General features: G+C 63.3%; 16 protein-coding genes. 13 read left to right on the top strand and 3 right to left on the bottom strand.

Annotated elements, in window-relative coordinates; translation table 11 throughout:
* Positions 1-41: 41 nt before the first annotated feature.
* From gmd to U5A67_RS36225, 8 genes are read left to right on the top strand one after another with little or no spacing between them, the layout of a single operon-like run.
* Positions 42-1,157, top strand: coding sequence for a GDP-mannose 4,6-dehydratase (gene gmd, locus U5A67_RS36260; protein WP_321818103.1), 1,116 nt, complete (start codon positions 42-44; stop codon positions 1,155-1,157).
* Between the two features lie 22 nt (positions 1,158-1,179).
* Complete coding sequence (gene fcl / locus U5A67_RS36255) at positions 1,180-2,184, top strand: GDP-L-fucose synthase (protein WP_205986901.1); 1,005 nt, start codon at positions 1,180-1,182, stop codon at positions 2,182-2,184.
* 49 nt (positions 2,185-2,233) lie between these two features.
* Positions 2,234-3,253: a hypothetical protein gene (locus U5A67_RS36250; RefSeq protein WP_321818102.1), complete on the top strand. Its 1,020-nt coding sequence runs from the start codon at positions 2,234-2,236 to the stop codon at positions 3,251-3,253.
* 17 nt (positions 3,254-3,270) lie between these two features.
* Complete coding sequence (locus U5A67_RS36245) at positions 3,271-4,470, top strand: glycosyltransferase family 4 protein (RefSeq protein WP_321818101.1); 1,200 nt, start codon at positions 3,271-3,273, stop codon at positions 4,468-4,470.
* Between the two features lie 4 nt (positions 4,471-4,474).
* The gene (locus tag U5A67_RS36240) at positions 4,475-5,830 is read left to right on the top strand and encodes a hypothetical protein (protein WP_321818100.1); all 1,356 of its coding nucleotides are present in this window, start codon (positions 4,475-4,477) and stop codon (positions 5,828-5,830) included.
* A complete protein-coding gene (locus U5A67_RS36235; RefSeq protein WP_321818099.1) occupies positions 5,827-6,978 on the top strand; it encodes a glycosyltransferase family 1 protein in 1,152 nt (383 codons plus the stop codon). Before U5A67_RS36240 ends, U5A67_RS36235 begins: the two co-directional genes overlap by 4 nt.
* The gene (locus U5A67_RS36230; RefSeq protein ID WP_321818098.1) at positions 6,975-8,126 is read left to right on the top strand and encodes a glycosyltransferase; all 1,152 of its coding nucleotides are present in this window, start codon (positions 6,975-6,977) and stop codon (positions 8,124-8,126) included. Before U5A67_RS36235 ends, U5A67_RS36230 begins: the two co-directional genes overlap by 4 nt.
* A 26-nt stretch (positions 8,127-8,152) precedes the next feature.
* Positions 8,153-8,707, top strand: coding sequence for a putative colanic acid biosynthesis acetyltransferase (locus tag U5A67_RS36225; protein WP_205986895.1), 555 nt, complete (start codon positions 8,153-8,155; stop codon positions 8,705-8,707).
* A gap of 10 nt (positions 8,708-8,717) precedes the next feature.
* Here the strand turns inward: U5A67_RS36225 and U5A67_RS36220 are convergent, their stop codons facing one another.
* Positions 8,718-9,206, bottom strand: coding sequence for a hypothetical protein (locus tag U5A67_RS36220; RefSeq protein WP_321818097.1), 489 nt, complete (start codon positions 9,204-9,206; stop codon positions 8,718-8,720).
* 30 nt (positions 9,207-9,236) lie between these two features.
* Here U5A67_RS36220 and U5A67_RS36215 point away from each other — a divergent pair, with 30 nt between their 5' ends.
* Genes U5A67_RS36215 through U5A67_RS36205 form a run of 3 tightly spaced genes read left to right on the top strand, consistent with a single transcriptional unit; the run spans position 9,237 to position 14,712 of the window.
* Positions 9,237-10,571, top strand: coding sequence for a hypothetical protein (locus tag U5A67_RS36215; RefSeq protein ID WP_321818096.1), 1,335 nt, complete (start codon positions 9,237-9,239; stop codon positions 10,569-10,571).
* On the top strand, positions 10,568-11,101 hold the full coding sequence (locus U5A67_RS36210; protein WP_277397958.1) for an acyltransferase: 534 nt from the start codon (positions 10,568-10,570) through the stop codon (positions 11,099-11,101). Before U5A67_RS36215 ends, U5A67_RS36210 begins: the two co-directional genes overlap by 4 nt.
* Positions 11,098-14,712: a hypothetical protein gene (locus U5A67_RS36205; RefSeq protein ID WP_321959796.1), complete on the top strand. Its 3,615-nt coding sequence runs from the start codon at positions 11,098-11,100 to the stop codon at positions 14,710-14,712. The genes U5A67_RS36210 and U5A67_RS36205 overlap by 4 nt, the downstream gene beginning before the upstream one ends.
* Positions 14,713-14,780: 68 nt before the next feature.
* Here U5A67_RS36205 and U5A67_RS36200 read toward each other — a convergent pair whose 3' ends face one another.
* Both U5A67_RS36200 and U5A67_RS36195 read right to left on the bottom strand, forming a co-directional pair.
* Positions 14,781-15,836 (bottom strand): acyltransferase, encoded by a 1,056-nt coding sequence (locus tag U5A67_RS36200; protein WP_321818094.1) that lies wholly within the window; start codon positions 15,834-15,836, stop codon positions 14,781-14,783.
* A 39-nt stretch (positions 15,837-15,875) separates the two neighbouring features.
* A complete protein-coding gene (locus U5A67_RS36195) occupies positions 15,876-17,345 on the bottom strand; it encodes an acyltransferase family protein (RefSeq protein ID WP_321818093.1) in 1,470 nt (489 codons plus the stop codon).
* Between the two features lie 86 nt (positions 17,346-17,431).
* Here U5A67_RS36195 and galU point away from each other — a divergent pair, with 86 nt between their 5' ends.
* Positions 17,432-18,337, top strand: coding sequence for a UTP--glucose-1-phosphate uridylyltransferase GalU (gene galU, locus U5A67_RS36190; protein ID WP_321818092.1), 906 nt, complete (start codon positions 17,432-17,434; stop codon positions 18,335-18,337).
* The gene (locus U5A67_RS36185) at positions 18,334-18,852 is read left to right on the top strand and encodes a GDP-mannose mannosyl hydrolase (RefSeq protein WP_321818091.1); all 519 of its coding nucleotides are present in this window, start codon (positions 18,334-18,336) and stop codon (positions 18,850-18,852) included. Before galU ends, U5A67_RS36185 begins: the two co-directional genes overlap by 4 nt.
* The last annotated feature ends 125 nt before the right edge of the window (positions 18,853-18,977 follow it).

Here is an 18,977-nt window from a genome sequence, read left to right as displayed (position 1 = left end):
ACGCATTCGCCGCACGCGCACACACACTGGAGAGCGCCATTATGGAACGCAAGGTTGCACTGGTTACGGGCATCACGGGGCAGGACGGTTCCTATCTCGCGGAACTGCTGCTCGACAAGGGCTATGAAGTTCATGGCGTGAAGCGCCGTGCTTCGCTGTTCAATACCGATCGTATCGATCATCTGTATCAGGACCCGCATCAGTCGGGCCGCAATTTCGTGCTGCACCACGGCGACCTGACCGATTCGACCAACCTGATCCGCATTATCCAGACCGTGCGGCCTACGGAGATTTACAACCTCGCTGCGCAGAGCCATGTGGCGGTATCGTTCGAGGAGCCGGAATATACGGCCAATGCCGATGGGATCGGCACGCTGCGCATTCTGGAGGCGATTCGTATCCTTGGCATGACTAAGGAAACGAGGTTTTATCAAGCGTCGACTTCCGAGCTTTATGGTCTGGTGCAGGAAATTCCGCAGACCGAACGCACGCCGTTTTATCCGCGTAGCCCGTATGCCGTAGCCAAGCTCTACGCGTACTGGATCACGGTGAATTACCGCGAAGCGTATGGCATGTACGCGTGCAACGGCATCCTCTTTAACCACGAAAGTCCGAATCGCGGCGAAACCTTCGTCACGCGCAAGATCACGCGCGCGATTGCGCGTATCAAACTGGGCCTGCAAAAGACGCTCTATCTGGGCAATCTCGACGCCAAACGCGACTGGGGCCACGCGCGCGATTACGTGCATATGCAGTGGCTGATGCTGCAGCAGGAGCAGCCGGAAGATTTCGTGATTGCGACCGGTGTGCAGTATCGCGTGCGCGATTTCGTCGAAGCTGCTGCGAAAGAGATGGGCATCGAGATCGCATGGAGCGGCACCGCCGCCGAAGAGATCGGCACGGTTTGCGCCGTGCATGACGGCAAGCACGTCAAGCCTGGCGACGTGATTGTGCGTATCGATCCGCGCTACTACCGCCCGACCGAAGTGGAAACGCTGCTGGGTGATCCCGCCAAGGCCAAGCAGAAGCTGGGCTGGGAGCCGACCACGAGCTTCGAGCAACTGGTGAAGGAAATGGTCTGGTCGGACTATGAACTCGCCGGTCGCGACGAACTGGTCAAAGAGCACGGTTATGTCGCTTACGACTATCACGAATGAGTGCAACGGCAAGGAGCCGATCATGCAGAACAAACGCAAACGAGTCTATGTAGCGGGACATCGCGGCATGGTGGGCGCCGCAATCGCACGCATTCTGGCGCTGCGCCCCGACGTCGAACTGGTGACGCGCACGCACGCGGAACTCGATCTCACGAGTCAGGACGCCGTGCGTGCTTTCTTTCGCGACGAAGCCATCGAAGAAGTCTATCTGGCCGCCGCAAAAGTCGGCGGCATTTTCGCCAACGATCACTATCCCGCCGATTTCATCTATCAGAACCTGATGATCGAAGCGAACGTGATTCATGAAGCGTGGCGCGCGGGTGTGCAACGCCTGCTGTTTCTCGGTTCGAGCTGCATCTATCCGAAGTTCGCCGAGCAACCCATCGACGAAGGCGCGCTGCTCACCGGCAAGCTGGAGCCGACCAACGAGCCTTATGCGATTGCGAAGATCGCCGGCATCAAGCTGTGCGAGAGCTACAACCGGCAGTTCGGCGCATCGCACGGCACTGACTATCGCAGCGTGATGCCGACCAATCTCTATGGTCCCGGCGATAACTATACGATGCAGACGAGCCATGTCGTGCCCGCGCTGATCCGCCGTTTTCACGAGGCGCGCAGCAACGGCGATCGCGCGGTGCAGGTGTGGGGCTCGGGGCGTCCGCGTCGCGAATTCCTCTATGTGGACGATATGGCGGCCGCGAGCGTCTATGTGATGGAGATGGATCGTGCGGTCTACGAGCAATGCACGGCGCCGATGCAAAGCCATATCAACGTGGGCTTCGGCAGCGACGTGACGATCGCCGAACTTGCACAAACCATTGCTGGCGTCGTCGATTACGACGGTCAGGTGGAATTCGACGCATCGAAGCCCGATGGCACGCCGCGCAAGCTCATGAATAGCGCGCGCCTGCGAGCGCTGGGCTGGCAGCCGACGGTGGCGCTGGTGGATGGGCTTGCACGCGCCTATGCGGCCTTCCTGGGCACGCAGGTCGAAGCGATGCCCGTGCGCGGATTCGCTAACGCCTGAAGCCCGAAGCAGGACCACCACGAGAGTCGAACGCAAGGACGTCGTCACCATGACCAGCTTTCGCATCGTTCAACCGGAAATCAAGGAACACGGTTGCGGCGTTTCCGATCACTCGGGCGTGCTCGTGCGCTTGTTGCGCGAGCGCCAGCGTGATGCACAGCGTTACGCCGTGCCCAATCGCGCCGCGGCGCGCACGGTGCCGGTGGTGCCCGGCGACGTATGGATCCTGCAACTGTCGATCTACGGTTTCAGTCGCAAAGGCGTGCCGCTATGGCTGCCGGCATTCGTCGATGCGGCGCGCGCGCGTGGCGTGAAAGTGGTGGTCTATTTTCACGAGCTCTGGGTGCTGGTCGCGCGCGGACTGTCCAGTGCGTACTGGCTCGCGCCGATGCAGCGGCGTATCTGCGAACGCGTGGCGGAACTGGCCGATTACGCGTTCTTCAATACCGATTGGGCCTATACATGGGGCGTCGAACGCATGGGCGAGCGCGCGATCTATTCGCCCACTTTTTCTAACGTAGGCGAGCCCGATTCGGTAAGCGCCTGGCGCGAACGCGACGATATTGCGGTGGTATTCGGCTCGGCACGCACGCGTGAAGAGATCTATCGCGAAGCGCTGCCCGCGCTTGCCGAGCAGCTCGGGCGTGGTCATATCGAACGCGTGATCGATGTGGGTAGCGGCGGCCCGTGGCTCGACAGCGTGGAGCAGGCATTGCAGCCCTGGCCTTTCGAAAGAAGTGGTCCGATGCCTTCCGAGGCGATTTCGCAATTGCTGATGCGCGCGAAATGGGGCTTCTTCAATACGCCTTGGGGACAGGCATCGAAATCCGGGGTGTACGCAGCCTATGCCTGCCATGGCGTCGCGCCGGTGTCGATTTTCGACGGCGTCGGCAACTATCCGGTGCCGACGTTTTATCCGCTGCCCGAGCAGCATTTCCTCACGCGCAATGCGTTTCGCGAAGCGGGCGACACGCTCGATACGACATCGGCGGCCATCGGCGCACGCGTGTTCGCGGAGCATGCCCGCAGCGCTCAACTCATCGAAAAGATCGTGGAAATCACGTCATGAACGGGGCAGCGCGACCTATGGCAAGAGCAGCACGCGGCAAGAACGTCGCGGTGTTTCATCCGGGCTTGCAGCATTCGCATCAGCTTGCGTGGGGACTCTACGAGCGCGGCATGTTGCAGACCTTCTGGTCCGGCGTGCCGGTGCGTTGCGAGGGCGATAGCGGCCGCTCGTACCTTCCCGCACGGTGGCGCAGGAAGGTGCGCGACACGGAAGTGCCGCAAGCGCTGCGCCGCCATCCCGTCTGGTGGCAAATGCTGGTGCGGGCGAATTCGCTCGCGCGCACGGCGCCGACACGACACGACTACATGCATCGCGTGTTTCACTGGTTCGACTGGTGGGTCGCGCAGCAGGTGCGGGCGTTGAAGCCCGCTGCCGTTGTGGGCTACGAAAACTCGGCCTGGCATACCTTCAAGGCCGCGCGCGAAGTAGGCGCGACCTGCATTCTCGACGCGCCTTCGCTGCATCACGAAGATGCGAAGCGTTTGATCGAGGTGCCGTCGAACGGCTATATCGACGAAATCAATCGCCGCAAGGACGAAGAAGTGAAACTGGCCGACCTGGTCATTACCTGCTCGGACATGGCGCGCGAAACGTATCTGCGTGCCGGCGTGGACGAACGCAAAGTCCGTTCCGTGCTGCTAGGCGCTGAACTGCCCGCAGGCGTTGCGCGGCGCGCCGAATCGGCAAAGCCGGTGCAGTTCATCTTTGCGGGCACGCTTTCGTCGCGCAAGTCGATCGACCTGATACTCGACGCCTTCGCGCGTCTGAACGCAGACAGTCATTGCGCCGATCTCACGCTGGTCGGCGGCAGCGAAAGCCCGCAATGGCTCACGCGCGCGAAGCAGGTCCCGCACGTGCGCTGTCTCGCCGGCGTGCCGCAACGCGAACTTTATGCCTTGTTTGCCGAGGCCGATTGCCTTCTACTGCCTTCGCGCTTCGACGCTTTCGGCATGGTCGTGGTGGAAGCGATGGCGACCGGCACGCCCGCCATCGTGTCGACGATGACGGGCGCGCGCGAAGTCATCACGCGCTTTCCCGATAGCGGCTGGGTGGTCGAGCCGACCGAAGAAGCTATCTATCGGTCGATGCGCGAGAAAGTGGCGGACCGCCGCTCGATACGCGAAGCGTCGGAGCGTGCGCTGGCGGCGTCGCGCTATTTCACGTGGCGTGCGTATCGCGCGCGCGTGGCCGATCTGATCGCCGAAACGCTGGAGTAAGCCGATGCGATCATCCGCGATCTCTACCAGACGTGCCGGGCAGGAAGCGCTGCGCTTCGATTTTCTGCTCGTGCTGACCGTGATTCTCGTCACGGTGTTCGAAGGCGCGGTGCGCAAATGGATCGCGCCGGGCCTCACGAGTCCGTTGCTGTTGTGCCGCGATTGTGCGGCTTTCGCGCTGGTCGCGCGCACCGCGTTGAGCGGCCGCTTTGCCGCGATGCCGTTCGCCACCCAATGCCTGCTTGCATGGACTTTTGTGGTGGCGGGTTGGGGACTGTTCCAGATCATCGTGCTGCAAGGGCCGATCGTGTTGTTTCTGCTCGGGCTGCGTTTCTGGCTGCTGTACTTCTGGATGGCGCTGGCGATGGCGTGCACGCTCACGAACCAGGAAATCGTGCGTGTGATGCGGCTCATGATCGTGCTGGGCATCATGATGACGCCGCTCGTGATGCTGCAGCATGTCCTGCCGCCTTCGTCGCCGATCAACGTGCAGCCCGATACCGACGAAGACGCGATCTTCCGCGTGACCGCCGACATCGTGCGCGTGAGCGGCACCTTCACCTTCACGATGGGCTTTGCGTGCTTCATTGCGGTGGTGTCGCCGATTGCGATCAGTTCGGTGTGGAACGGCGTGCGTCTTTATCGGCATGCGTGGCTCGCGGTGGTGGCATTTATCGCCGTGTCGATTTCCACGCTGGTGAGCGGCTCGCGCGCATCGATCATGTTCTTCGGTGCGTTGCTCGCCGTGCAGACGCTGGCGGGCTTGGGAGCCGCGAAAACAGGCAAGGCGCTGATGCAATCGTTCGTGCGAACGGCCTTGGCCGTGATCGCGCTGGCCGTCACGCTCGGCGTGTTCAGCGATGCGCTCACTGCCACGCAAGAGCGTTTCCAGACTGCGGCCGCCGATGAAGACGTGATGGGCCGCATCGAAACCGAATTGCTGGGCGAACCCGCCGCGCGTAAAGAAATGAATGCCATTGGTCACGGCCTGGGCGCGGGCACCAATGCGGGTTCGGTGCTGCTGACCGGCGAGAACGCGTTCGAACTCGCGGAATCGGAGCCCGCGCGTGTGCTGCTGGAAATGGGTGTGATTGGCTTCGCGTGGCTGATGGTGAAGTGCCTGATTTTCGCGGTTGGCCTGTCGCGCAGTCTGGTGCGGCTCGTGCGCTGTAGCGAGACCTTGCCGCTGCTGATGTGGGCGACCACGGCGTATGGCATGTCGTCGTGGCCGGTGAGCGGGCAGGTGAGCGCGAACGCCTTTGGCTATATCGCGCTGGGTCTGGCCTTGTGTTCGACGCGGACACTACCGGCAAGCGCGCCCATCGACGATCCGATGCTGAACTGGGGAGCGCGTTCATGAAAGTGCTGCTGGTAGGCAACTATCCCGCCGATGGCCAGAAAAGCATGCAGGCCTATTCGCAGATGGTGCTGGGCGGCTTGCGCGCGGCCGGCGTGGAGGTGGAGTTCATGGCGCCACGCGCGGTGTTGCTGCGCTCGCAGGCTTCGGTATCCGGGCTTGCGAAGTGGATTGGCTATATCGACAAGTTCGTGATCTTCCCGTTTTCACTGGCACGCGCCGCGCGCCGTTTCGACCGCACGCATGTGTGCGATCACTCGAACGGCATGTATCTGTTCTGGCTGCCGCGCGAACGCAGCAGCGTCACCTGCCACGACGTCATTGCGATTCAGGCGGCGCGTGGGCTGGTCGAGGGCTGGCACACGGGATTTACCGGCAAGGTGCTGCAGGCGCTCAATTATCACGGTATCGGGCGCGCGCGGCGCATCGTTTGCGTGTCCGATCTCACGCGCACGCATCTGCTGGCGTTGCGCGCCGATGTTGCGCCGCGCACGGCGGTGGTGCTCAATGCCCTGCATAGCGCTTTTCAACCCGATCCCGCGTGGCGCGCGACGTTGGGCTCGAACGGCCATGGCGCGCTCGGCGAGCGGCCTTATTTCCTGCACGTGGGTTCCGACCATCCGCGCAAGAATCGCGTGGCGGTCACGCGTATCTTCGAACATCTGCTGCGTAAGCCGCGTTTCGCCGATGCGCAACTGGTGTTCGTCGGGCCGCCGCCCGATGCGGCGATGCGCGAGGTGATCGCCAGCGGCGGGTTCGGCTCGCGCGTTCAGGTGGTGGAAGACGCTCCGCATGCGCTGCTTGTTGCGCTGTATTCGGGCGCGCAGGCGATGATTTTTCCGTCGCTGAACGAGGGCTTCGGCTGGCCGGTGATCGAAGCGCAGGCCTGCGGATGCCCGGTGTTTGCCGCCGGTATCGATCCGTTGCCGGAAGTGGGCGGCGCGGCCGCCGTCTATTTCGATCCTGCCGATTCGGCGCGCGCGGCGGAACTGGTGGATCGCGCGAATTTCGAGCGCATGACGCTGGCCGGTCTCGACAACGCTACGCGTTTTACCCATGAAGAGATGACCCGCAAACTCATTGCCGCGATTGGCCTCGATGCAACAAGGCCGATTGTCACTCATGAGGAATCCATAGGGACTCACGCATGAAGATTTTGCATATCCTGCCATCGACGAATCCCTTGCTTGGCGGCACCGTGGAAGCGGTGCGCCAGTCGGGCGCCTATCTTTGCGCGGCGGGCCATACCGTCGATGTGCTGTCGCTCGATGATCCGGGCGACGCGCATGTCGCCGCGTTTTCGCTGCCGGTGCATGCGATCGGGCCATCGGCGGGGCACTACCGCTATAACTCGCGGCTCGTACCGTGGCTGCGCGCGAATGCGCAACGTTACGACGCCGTGATCATCAACGGTCTCTGGCAATACCACAGCTTTGGCGCGTGGCGTGCGCTGCGTCGCTCGCGCGTGCCGTATTTCGTCTTCACGCACGGCATGCTCGATCCGTGGTTCAAGCGCACGTATCCGCTCAAGCATTTGAAGAAGTGGCTCTACTGGCCGTGGTCAGAATATCGCTTGCTGCGCGACGCCTGCGCCGTGTTGTTCACGAGCGAAGAGGAGCGCCTGCTTTCGCGCGATTCGTTCTGGCTGTATCGCGCGAATGAACATGTGGTGCCGTGCGGAACGGCGAGTCCGCCGCTACAGGGCGAATCGCTGCGCGATGCCTTTTTTGCGGCGCATCCGCAATTGCGCGGCAAACGCCTCATGCTGTTTCTGAGCCGTGTGCATCCGAAGAAAGGCTGCGATCTGCTGATCGAGGCATTCGCACGCCGCGCGCAGGCGCATCCTGACTGGCATCTCGTGGTGGCAGGCCCCGAGAGCGGCAATCTGGGCGAGCGTCTACGCGCCCGCGCGAGCGAACTGGGTATGAGCGAACGCATCACCTGGACCGGCATGCTGGAAGGCAATGAAAAGTGGGCCGCGTTCTATGCGAGCGATGTCTTCGTGCTGCCTTCGCATCAGGAAAATTTCGGCATTGTGATTGCGGAAGCGTTGGCTTGCCAGTTGCCGGTACTCATCACGAACAAGGTGAATATCTGGCGCGAAGTGCTGGAAAACGAGGCAGGTTTTGTGAGCGACGACACCGTAGATGGCGTCGAACATAGTCTCGATCGCTGGCTGCGCCTGAAACTCGGCGACAAGGAGCGCATGAAAGTACGCGCGCAATCGCTCTACGAATCGCACTTCACGGTCAAGGCGATGGCGCATGGTTTGATCGACGCGGTCGAGCGTTTTGCCTGATTTCCCAGACCCGAGTGGAGTGCGCCATGTATCAGGATCTCTCGCAGTTCAGCATGCCTGCCGGCTTTCGCGGACGTTCGAAATGGTTCGTGCAGTGCTGGTGGATCGTCGAGGCGCTGCTATTCAAACCCTCGCCGCAATTCGCTTATGGATTTCGTGCGTGGCTGCTGCGCCGCTTCGGTGCGAATGTGGGCCGCAACACGGTGATCCGGCCTTCGGTGACGATAACGTATCCGTGGAAGGTCAGCATTGGCGATTACGCGTGGGTGGGCGATAACGCCGTGCTCTATAGCCTTGGCGAAATCACCATCGGCGATCATGCAGTGGTCTCGCAGGGCTGTTATCTGTGTGCGGGCGATCACGACGCCACCGTCGAAAATTTTCCGATTCGCGCCCGCGATATTCGCGTGGCCGATCAGGCGTGGGTGGCCTCGGATGTGTTCGTCGGGCCAGGCGTGACGATCGGGCGGGGTGCGATTGTGGGGGCACGCAGCAGCGTGTTCGCCGATATGCCCGAAGGCATGGTGTGCTTCGGCCATCCGTGCCAGCCGGTGCGGCGGCGCGTGCCGCAGACGGCGTGACGCGGCGCGCTTACCAGGGGCTCTGGTAGACGGTGCCGCTGGAATCTGCCGGATAAATCGATGCGGGGAAGGGATTGGCGAACACGTCGCCGTGCTTCGTGGAAGCCGAGGCCGACGACGTTGCCGAGCGGCGTAGCGCGACGCGCGTGACAGCGGCGCTGCCGTCATCGGGAGCGCTGAGGTTGGTGTCTTTCGGCACGCGTGGCAGTCCCAGCAGTTGTTGCTCGCTGGCGCGCGAGGCGTCTTCGGTAGCGAGGCCGCTGTTGTTCGAGGTCGACTCCGATGCCGATGAATCGCGCGCTGACTGTGCATCGGTGCGAGTAGAACTGGCCGTTGTAGCGGCATAAGCATTGGCGCCAGAAAGCACTGCCGCGCTTACACCGGCAATCAGCATCATCAATGAGATCGAATGTTTCATCGTAGTCCGAATGATTGTAAGTGAGGCGTTGAGCAGGAACCTGAGCCGACCGAACAGATTATAGGCATCGCCGGTCTGCAAACCAAACCCTTTACGGGAAACATCGCGACGATGAGCACGCCCAGCAGTGAAAGCCCAAACGAGGCACGCTACGTTTCAGACGATGTGGCCGCGCCGCGCGCTTCGCGTCTGCGTGCGCTGCGTAGTTCAGGCGGATTGCCGGTATTTGTCGCGAAGTTTCTTTCGCGCGAAGCCGTGGTGCAAGGCCTCAATTTCGTTGGCGGCATCTGGGTGGTGCGTGCGCTCACGATGCATGAGTATGCGTGGTACACGATTGCCACCACCATGCTGGGCGCGGGTATCGTACTTGGCGATATGGGCGTGGGCGCGGCGCTCTTGAGTCTCGCGGGACGGCTGTGGCCCGACCGTCCCACGGTCAACCGGCTATTCGCCGTGGCTTACGAAGCGCGCACGAAGTTCTTTGCGTTATTCGGTGCCGTGGTGTTTGGCGCGGGCGTTTTTCTGCTGACAAGGTCGCAGGCTTCGTGGCCAGCTGCTGTGGCGATCATGGTTTGCGTGCTAGCCGTGACCTTTTTTCAGCTCAACTTCAGTCTGCTTTCGGTACTGCCCAAGCTCGAACAGGATCTCAAGTCGCTACAGCAGATCACGATTTCCGGCGCTGCAATACGCCTCGTTTTGCTGGCCGCCTTGCTGGTCTCGGCGAATACGATTACGGCGCTGCTTGCCGCGCTGATCGCCATCGCCTGGCAGGCCTGGACGATACGCCGCCGCTACGATATTGCAGATCAGGATACGCATTATCCGCTCGACACGGTTCGTGCGGAGTTTTCGAAAGTCGCGCGGCGCCAGGCGCCCGCATCGATTTACTTCTGTATTCAAGGCCAGCTCAACGTGTTGTTGCTCGGCTATTTCGGCAGTGCGACGCAGGTTGCGCAACTGGGTGCGCTCGGACGGATTTCCGCATTGCTGATGGTCACGCAGTCATTGTTTTCCAGTATTCTCATGCCGCGTTTCGCCGTATTGAAAGACAAGGCTGACATGCTGCGCAAGTATGTGCTGGCGGTTTCGGCGTTCCTGGTTCTGATCGCGATATTGCTCGGTGCGGCATGGCTGTTTCCCGGTGTGGTGTTGTCGGTGCTCGGCGGGCAGTATGCGGGTCTGCATGGCGAACTGCTTTTGATTCTCGGCTCGGCTGCACTTTATGTCATCGAAGCGTTGCTTTATTCGCTGAATATGTCGAGAGCATGGGTCGCGTCTTCGTGGATTCAGGTGGTTGTGACGCTCGCGTTTCAGGCGGTTCTGCTTGCATTCATGCCCATCGATACGATCGCTCGCGTCGTGATTTTTTCGTCGATCAGCCCGGTGGTCTCGATCGCTGTGTATCTGATTTCGGCCACGTTTCACTTTGGCAGGATGGAAGCATGAAACTCGTCATCGGCGCCTGTATTCTCTATGTCAATAACGTGATCGTGAATCGCTTGCCTTTGCGCTTCGTGAGACAGGTCTGGTATCGCTGCGTGATGGGTTTCAGCATTGCGCCGGGTTCGGCGATTCTCACGGGCGTCACTTTCGACGCGCGACGCGGCTTTGCGATGGGCGCGAATTCCGTCATCAACGATGAGGCGCGTATGGATACGCGCGGCGGCATCGTGCTTGGCTGCAATGTGTCGATCAGTTCGCGGGCGACCATTTTGACGGCGGCGGGCGAGCCTGGAAAAGCGCGTTTCGCGGGGCAGGAGCGCGGCGTGATTATTGGCGATCATGTTTCGATCGGATTGAATGCGCTGATCATGCCGGGGGTGATGATCGGCGAAGGCGCGGTCGTGGAGGCCGGTGCGGTGGTCACCGCCTCGGTCGAACCTTATGCCATTGTTGCCGGTGTGCCGGCGCGTGCGATCGGGCGGCGTCATGGCCGGCTCGAATGCAATCCGCTCTATCGGCAGCTTTGCAAATGATGCAACGCAGGCGCACGCGACACGGCGAACGAACGGCGGCGCGCAGACGCATCGTGCGCTGGAGCATCACGATCTGCGCGGCCATCGCGCTGCTGTATGGCGCGTGGATCGCGCTCGATATGATGCGTTCGTCCGCTGTGGTGCAGGCGGCGGCCGCAGTCAGCGCGGCGAGCGAAGCAAAAGCGAAAGAAGTTGCGAGCGCATCGAATGTGAAAAGCGCCACCGAGGCTGCTGGCGACCACGCGTCCATACCGATTCATTTTTCGCTCGCGCAGCCCGGCTATGTCACGCTCGTAATCGAATCGACCGATGGCCGCCGCGTGCGCAATCTCGTGAGCGAGACGCCATTTCCGGCGGGCGACAATACGGCGTGGTGGGATGGTCTGGACGATCTCGGCCGCGATCCCGATGCCGCTGCGCACGCGCAATACCGCATTCCCGGGCGCCTGGTCGCGCCCGGCACGTATCGTGTGCGCGGGCTCGTGCGGCCTGCGCTGAAGGCGCTGTACGAATTCAATCCCTACGATCCGGCGCGTCCGCCGTGGAAGACGGCGGATCGCAGCAGCGAATGGCTGGCAAATCACGCGGCACCATCGGCGGTGCTGTTCGTGCCGGGCGGCGCTAATGGGTCCGCGCACGCTGGCGCCGATGGCGCGATGCTCGTCGGCAGTTATGTGACGGAAGGCGGTAGCGGTCTGGCATGGCTCGATATGCAGGGCCGCAAACGCTGGGGCCAGACGTGGATGGGCGGCGTGTGGACGGGCGCAACGCAACTCGCGCGCGATACGGGCGAGCACGCGCTGCTTGGCGCTTATGCCTATGCAGCGACGTCGTGGCGCAGCGATCAACCCGGCGACCACTACAGCGAATTGCGCCTGAATGCGCTGATGAGCGCAGGCGCGCAGCGCAGCGCGCCAGCCGATGCGCGTCTTGGCACCGGCGAAGATGTGCCCGTGCTCACGCCCGCGTATCGCATCGACGAATCGCCCGACACCGTAAAGTCCGCAGCCGACGATCCCTATCCCGAGCGTCATTCGGCCATCGCCGGGCTGGCGGTGCGTGACGGGCTGATCGTCGTTTCCTTGCGCGCGCTGAATCAACTGCTGTTTGTGGATGCGGCGCGGCATCGCGTGGTGCAGCGCGTGCCGCTGGCGGACCCGCGCGGCCTCGCGTTCGATGCGCAAGGGCATTTGCTGGCGTTATCGGGCACGCGCCTCGTGCGGCTCGATGCGAGTCTCGATGGCAATGGGCAGTTGCATGTTTCGTCGCCGCAAGCGGTCATCGCAACGGGACTCGACGATCCACAATCGCTTTGCGTCGATACGAACGGCGCACTTTACGTGAGCGATTGGGGCAAGAGCCATCAGGTGAAAGTCTTCGATGCGGCGGGCAAGCTATTGCGAGCGATCGGACACGCGGGTGCGCCCGTTACGGGGCTTTATGATCCGCAGCATATGAATCATCCCGCGGGGATGTCGATCGACGGCAGCGGGCGTCTGTGGGTGGCCGAAAACGACAAGACGCCCAAGCGCGTGAGCGTCTGGGACGCCGCGAGCGGCCGCTTCGTGAACGCGTTCTATGGACCGCCGCGATATGGCGGCGGCGGCACGCTCGATCCGCGCGATCGCACGCGCTTCTATTACGCCGACGAAGCGGGCGCGATTGCATTCAAACTCGACTGGACCAACGGCAGCGGCGTGCCCCAATCGATTCCCTATCGCGCCGATGCCGACGATCTCGGCCTGAGCGGCAGCGACACCGGCGGCATGCCCGACTATCCGCTTTATCGCGGCAGCGAACGCTATCTGACCAACGCGCATAGCGCCCAGGTGACGGGCCGGCCCAGCGCGATTCTCTGGCATCTGGGCGCGGACGGCGCGGCGCATGCGGTCGCGGCGGCAGGGAGCACGTTCGACAGTGCGGGCAAATTGCTGCCCGCATTCAACAGCGATGCGATGCGCGCGCGCATGCCGGCCGGCAGCGATCCGTTACACCGCGCGTTGCTGTTTGTCTGGCGCGACACGAACGGCGACGGCCGCATCGCGCCCGACGAAGTCACGTTCTGGCAACCGCAAGGCGAAGCGCGCGGCAATGCGGCGATGCTCGGCAACGTGACGGTACTCGACGATCTCTCGTTTGCGATTGCCTACGCGGGAAGCGCGGCGGTGGTCGTGCCGGCTACGTCGATCGGGCCGCGCGGCGTGCCTGTCTACGATCCGTCGCATCTCAAGACGCTCGCGACGAACGTGCAGGCGCCCGTGAGCACGGGCGGCGGCCAGGTGCTGGTGGGCCGCGACGGCTGGACGGTGTTCACCACGCCGCCCGCGCCGTTCGCGCCGCAAGGCGTCGCCGGTCTGCGTGCCGATGGCGCTGCGTGGTCGTATCCCAGTCTCTGGCCGGGGCTTCATGCCTCGCACGCCGCGCCGGTGCCCGGCAAACCCGGCGAACTGATCGGCACGACGCGCGTACTCGGCAATCCGTTCGACGCGCCCGCGCCTTCGGATGCGGGCCAGCTTTGGGCGATCAATGGCAACGAGGGCAGCGTCTATCTCTTCACCACCGATGGGTTGTTCGTCGCGACGCTGTTCAAGGACACGCGGCTCGATACTGCGCCGCCGCCCGCGCAGGCCACGCGTGGCCTCGACCTTGCCGCCACGAGTCTCGGGCCCGAATGTTTTCATCCGACCATCGTGCGCGCCGACGACGGCAATATCTATATGCAGGCAGGCTCGACCGCGCCGCTGCTGCGCATTGTCGGGCTCGACGGCGTGCAGCGTTTGCCGGATCAGCAGATCACGATCACGGCGCAGCAACTCGTGGATGCACAGCGCGAAACGCGCGATGCCGCGGCGCGCGTGGCCAGCGCGAGCACGGCCAATAGCGTGCTCAACGTGGCGATCCACGCCGAATCGGGCGCGCAGAACTGGCCCGATTCATCGACGCAATGGGCGAGCATCGATACGCGTTCCATCCAGGTTGGCGATTGGGGTCATCAGGATAGCGAAACAAAAGCGGCGCTGGCGATTTTCGGCGACCGGCTTTATATCGCCGTGACGACGGACACGCCCACATTGCTCGACAATAGCGGCGAGGCGTTGCAGAACCTCTTCGCGACCGGCGGCGGCATCGACCTGATGCTGGGCACGAATGCCGACGCCGCGCCGAATCGCAGCAATGCCGTGCAGGGCGATGAGCGTCTGGTGGTGTCGCGCGTGCACGATATGTCGAAGGCGATGCTTTATCGGCCGGTGGCGACGCCCGATGGTCTTGCGCCGATTACCTATAGCTCGCCGTTGCGCACGATTCATTTCGATCGCGTCGACGAGGTGAGCGACAAGGTCGATGTGTCGATCGAGCGTCAGTCAGGCGGCAACGCACAGGAAGTGCTGTACAAGGTGTCGGTGCCCTTGAGCGTGCTGGGCCTGAACGCGACAGCGGAGCGCACGCTGGCCGGCGATATCGGCGTGCTGCGCGGCAACGGCTTTCAGACGCTGCAGCGCGCGTACTGGTCGAACAAGGCGGGCGGCCTGGTCAGCGACTTGCCGGGCGAGGCGGAACTCACGCCGAACCTCTGGGGCAAGCTGCGTTTCGTGGATGCCGCGAATCAGTGAATCTCGATCGAAAGCGCGATTAGAGGCGCAATTGAAGGTGCGATTAAAAGTGCGATTAACGATGCGATTCAGCGCACGCTGCGAGTCGCGAGCGTGGCGGCAGCGGGTTGTTCGTGCATCGCGTGCCGCGTCTTCACGAAGCGTTCGCGCACGCGGCTGCAAGGCCGGTCGACGTAGACGGTGATCGCAAAAGCGGCGGCGTAGGACAGCAGTACTTGGGGCATCGTCGCCAGTGCGCGCGAAAAGTGCGGCAGCGCGGCGATCTGCGGCAGGTAATGCGAGACGTAGAGCAGCGGCAGCCAGTGCACGAGATAGAGCGAATAAGACGCATCGGACAGCAGGCGATCGAACTTGCCGCTGCGAACGCTGAGCGTGCCGAGTGCAAACGGCAGCGCAACCGCCGCCAGCGCCGCGTTCAGCAGCGGATTCCACGTCATATAGATTTCGCCGCGATGCGCGCCGCCAAACAGCACCGGGCGCAATGCGGGCACGCAGGCGAATAGCACGACGACACCCAAGGTCAGCAAGCCGGAAGTCTGCGCAACCCGAGGACGCGGCAGCAGCGCGGGATAGCGCGCGGCCAGCATGCCGGCGAGAAACCACGGCAGATACGAGGTAGACGCACGGTCGTAGAAAACCGCGAACGACGCCACGCTCACGCCCGCGCACAGCAGCACGGCAAGCAGCGCGCGCCGTTGCAGCAATGCGATCACGAACGGCGCGACCAGATAGAACTGGAACTCGATGTCGAGCGACCAGGCGGGCACGAGCGGCGCGCCGGCGGCGGTGTTGTAGCCCAGCAGTACGAAGCTCGAAATCAGCGCGAGCGGGTCGGGCGGCGCGAATGGCAGAGCGGGCGCGATCACGAGCGGCAGCGCGAACGAGATCGCCATCGCGCTAAGGCTGCAGAGCAGAAACACCGGCGCGAGCCGCCACGTGCGCGAAATCATGAAGGTGGCGTAGGGCTCGCGCGTGGCGGCGTACTTCTTCTGCCACATCGTAAAGACCCAGTAGCCGCTTAGCGCAAAGAACAGATAAACCGGCATATGGCCGATGCCGAAGCTGGTGTAGTGAAACACCACGACGAGGGTCGCGAGCAGAAACCGCAGAGCGCCTGGCGCCATGATCCTTCCTCCTGTAGCAATCGGCCGTTGGGCGGGTTTTCAGGCTTCTGACGCCGGGGAGCGCGACGGCTCGACCTGCAAGGCAGGGCGCGCGCGCAACAACGTATCGAGTGCATGACGAACGCGCGGCGTGTGCCGCTCGGTGAGCAGCGAAATGGCGTAGCAGTACGCATAGACCAGCACAACGGCGGCGACGAACCATGCCATGCCGCGCGCGTCGGGGCGCTGCACGAAATGCAGGCCGAAGCTCTGCGCCGCTGCCGCGCAAAGCAGCAGCAACGCCGGGAAGTGGAACAGATAAGTCGTGTACGAGAACTCGGCGAGCTGGCGGTGCCATGCCGCGAAGGGCAGGGCGCGCGTGAGACGGCTCGCGCTCGCCAGCGCCGCAGCATAGGCGATCCCGAGCACGAAATCGCGCGCGAACGCGGCCAGCAGATTCGATTCGATCACGGCGATGCCATGCGTGAAGCGCGAAGCGGCCAGCGCGAAGGCGAACAGCGCAAAGCCAGCAAGCGGGTGCGGACGCCACGCGCTCGAACGCACCCATCGATACGTCAGCACGCCCGTCAGCCACACGAGGCCCCACAGCATGATGGAGAACGGCAGCAGCAGGGCAAGCGCGCAGGCCGCGGCGGCCCAGCCCAGCCGCCGCCCTTTATCGCTCGTGAGCGCCGCGGCGCCCAGCGCGAACACGCAGTAGTACCACCACTCGCAGGCCAGACTCCAGAGCGGCCCGTTGCTGCCGAGCGTCTGCGTGAACACGCCTTGCATCATGAAGAGATTGCCGAGAAACGTCGGCAGATTCATCGCGGAGCCGATGACATAAGTGATCGTCGCGATCGGTGGCTCGGGCATCGTCGTGTAGATGCCGCTCGCGTTGAACCAGCGCAGCCCGGCGCTATCCAGCGCGATGCCGATCAGCAGCGCAGGCACGAGCGTCGTGTAGATGCGGCTCGTGCGCGCGGACGCATAGGCGCGCAGATCGGGCCCGCGCCGCTGCCAGCGTTCCAGCGTCGAGCCGCCCACCAGAAAGCCGCTGATGACGAAGAACACCACCACGGCTTCGTGGCCCAGGCCCGTGAAAAGGTATAGCGCGCGCATGAACGGACCCGCCGTCGCCGACGCGCCTGCCGTGGAAAAGTCCGCGAGCGTCAGCGCGCGCGCGTGATTGACGACCACGAGCAGCGCGGCGAACCAGCGCGAGAAATCGAGGAAAGTGGTGAGCCCTGGCTTCATCGTAGCGAATGTCCTGGCGAACGCAGGCCAGCGTGCGCGGATGCTGAGTGGTTCGAACGATGCTACTGCCGCAAAACCGCCGATGTGCGCCATGGCCTCGGCGTTGTGCGACATCGACACCGTGCGGGTGCCGCGCATGCGGGCCGCGTGTGCGCTGGCGTACGTTGGGGCGAGATCGGCGGCGGGGTGGCTGCAATCGGCGAGGCATTGGCGTGCGCGCTCGCGCGGCTGCCCATACGCTCGGATCTCGGGGTTAGTACTGATCGACCTCATCCGGCCAGTCCAGGCAAGGCCAGGTAAATGCGGGCACATGCGGGCAAATGCAGGCGACGCCTGGCAAACACGTCGAGGAAACAACGATGCGCACAATACGCAAGGCGGTTTTTCCGGTCGCGGGTCTTGGCACGCGCTTTCTACCGGCCACCAAGGCAAGCCCGAAGGAGATGCTGCCGATCGTCGATAAACCCTTGATCCAGTACGCCGTGGAAGAAGCCGCTGCGGCGGGCGTGACGGAAATGATCTTCGTGACGGGGCGCAGCAAGCGCGCCATCGAAGACCATTTCGACAAGTCGTATGAAATCGAGGCGGAATTGATGAGCCGCGGCAAGACCGAACTGCTGCGCGTCGTGCAGAGCATCAAGCCGCGTCACGTGACCTGTCTGTTCGTGCGTCAGGCCGAAGCGCTCGGCCTCGGTCATGCGGTGCTGTGCGCGGAAAAGATCGTCGATAACGAGCCGTTCGCCGTGATGCTCGCCGACGATCTGCTCGACGGTCAGCCGCCCGTGCTGTCGCAGATGCTCGATGTGTTCGGTCATTACGCGTGTTCGGTGGTGGGCGTCGATCAGATCGAGCCGGAAGAAAGCCGCTCGTATGGCGTGATCGACGGGCGCGCGTGGGACGACCGCATTTTCCGCATGAACGGCATCGTCGAAAAGCCGGAACCGGCCGATGCGCCTTCGCGGCTGGGCGTGGTGGGGCGCTATGTGTTCACGCCCGGCATCTTCGAGCATCTGCGCCGCGTGACGCCGGGTGCGGGCGGCGAAATCCAGTTGACCGATGCCATCCTCTCGCTGCTCGCGCGCGAACAGGTGCTGGCGTACCGGTTTCGCGGCAAGCGCTATGACTGCGGCAGCAAGATCGGCTACCTGAAGGCGACGGTCGAGTTCGCGCTGCGCCATCCCGAAGTGGGCGAAGGCTTCGAGCGCTACCTCGAAGAACTGGCGTTCGAAACCGAGGCGGCCGCGCAGCGGGCGAAAGTGGCATGAGCACGTCGCCGCTCGCGTTGGTGCGCGCGCCCGCGCTGCCATTCGAAGCCGACGATTCGCCGCCGCTCGACGAAGGCGAGTTTCTGTCGGCGGTCAGGCTGTCGCCGCTGGTGGCGATCGATCTGATCGTCACCGACGAGGCCGGCCGCGTGCTGGTGGGCTGGCGCCGGAACCGGCCGGCGCGCGCCTGGTGGTTCGTGCCGGGCGGGCGTATCCGCAAGAACGAGACGCTGGACGCGGCGTTTGCGCGCATCGTCGAAGCCGAGCTGGGGCTGGCGGGCGTGACGCGCAAGCAGGCGTCGTTTTACGGGCTCTACGAGCATCACTACCCGGACAACTTCGCGGGCCGCGAAGGCGTGCCGACGCATTATGTGGTGCTCGCGCACATCATGGCCGTGGAGGACGCGCGCAGCGTCGGGCGGCCCGAGCAGCATAGCGAGTACGCGTGGATGGCGCCGGAAGCGCTGCTCGCGCGCGACGATGTGCATGAGAACACCAAGGCGTACTTTCGCTGATCGTTACGCCGATTGTGTTGACGTTCAGGGCCGCGCCGATGCAGGGCGCGGTTTTCCTTTGCGCACAGGCACTTGCGTGATGCACTCACGGGTTATCAACAGGGCTCTCAACAAAATCTGTGGAA

The organism is Paraburkholderia sp. J69-1, from assembly GCF_905220255.1.
Classification (GTDB): domain Bacteria; phylum Pseudomonadota; class Gammaproteobacteria; order Burkholderiales; family Burkholderiaceae; genus Paraburkholderia.
This window is presented reverse-complemented; position numbering and strand designations above follow the sequence as displayed.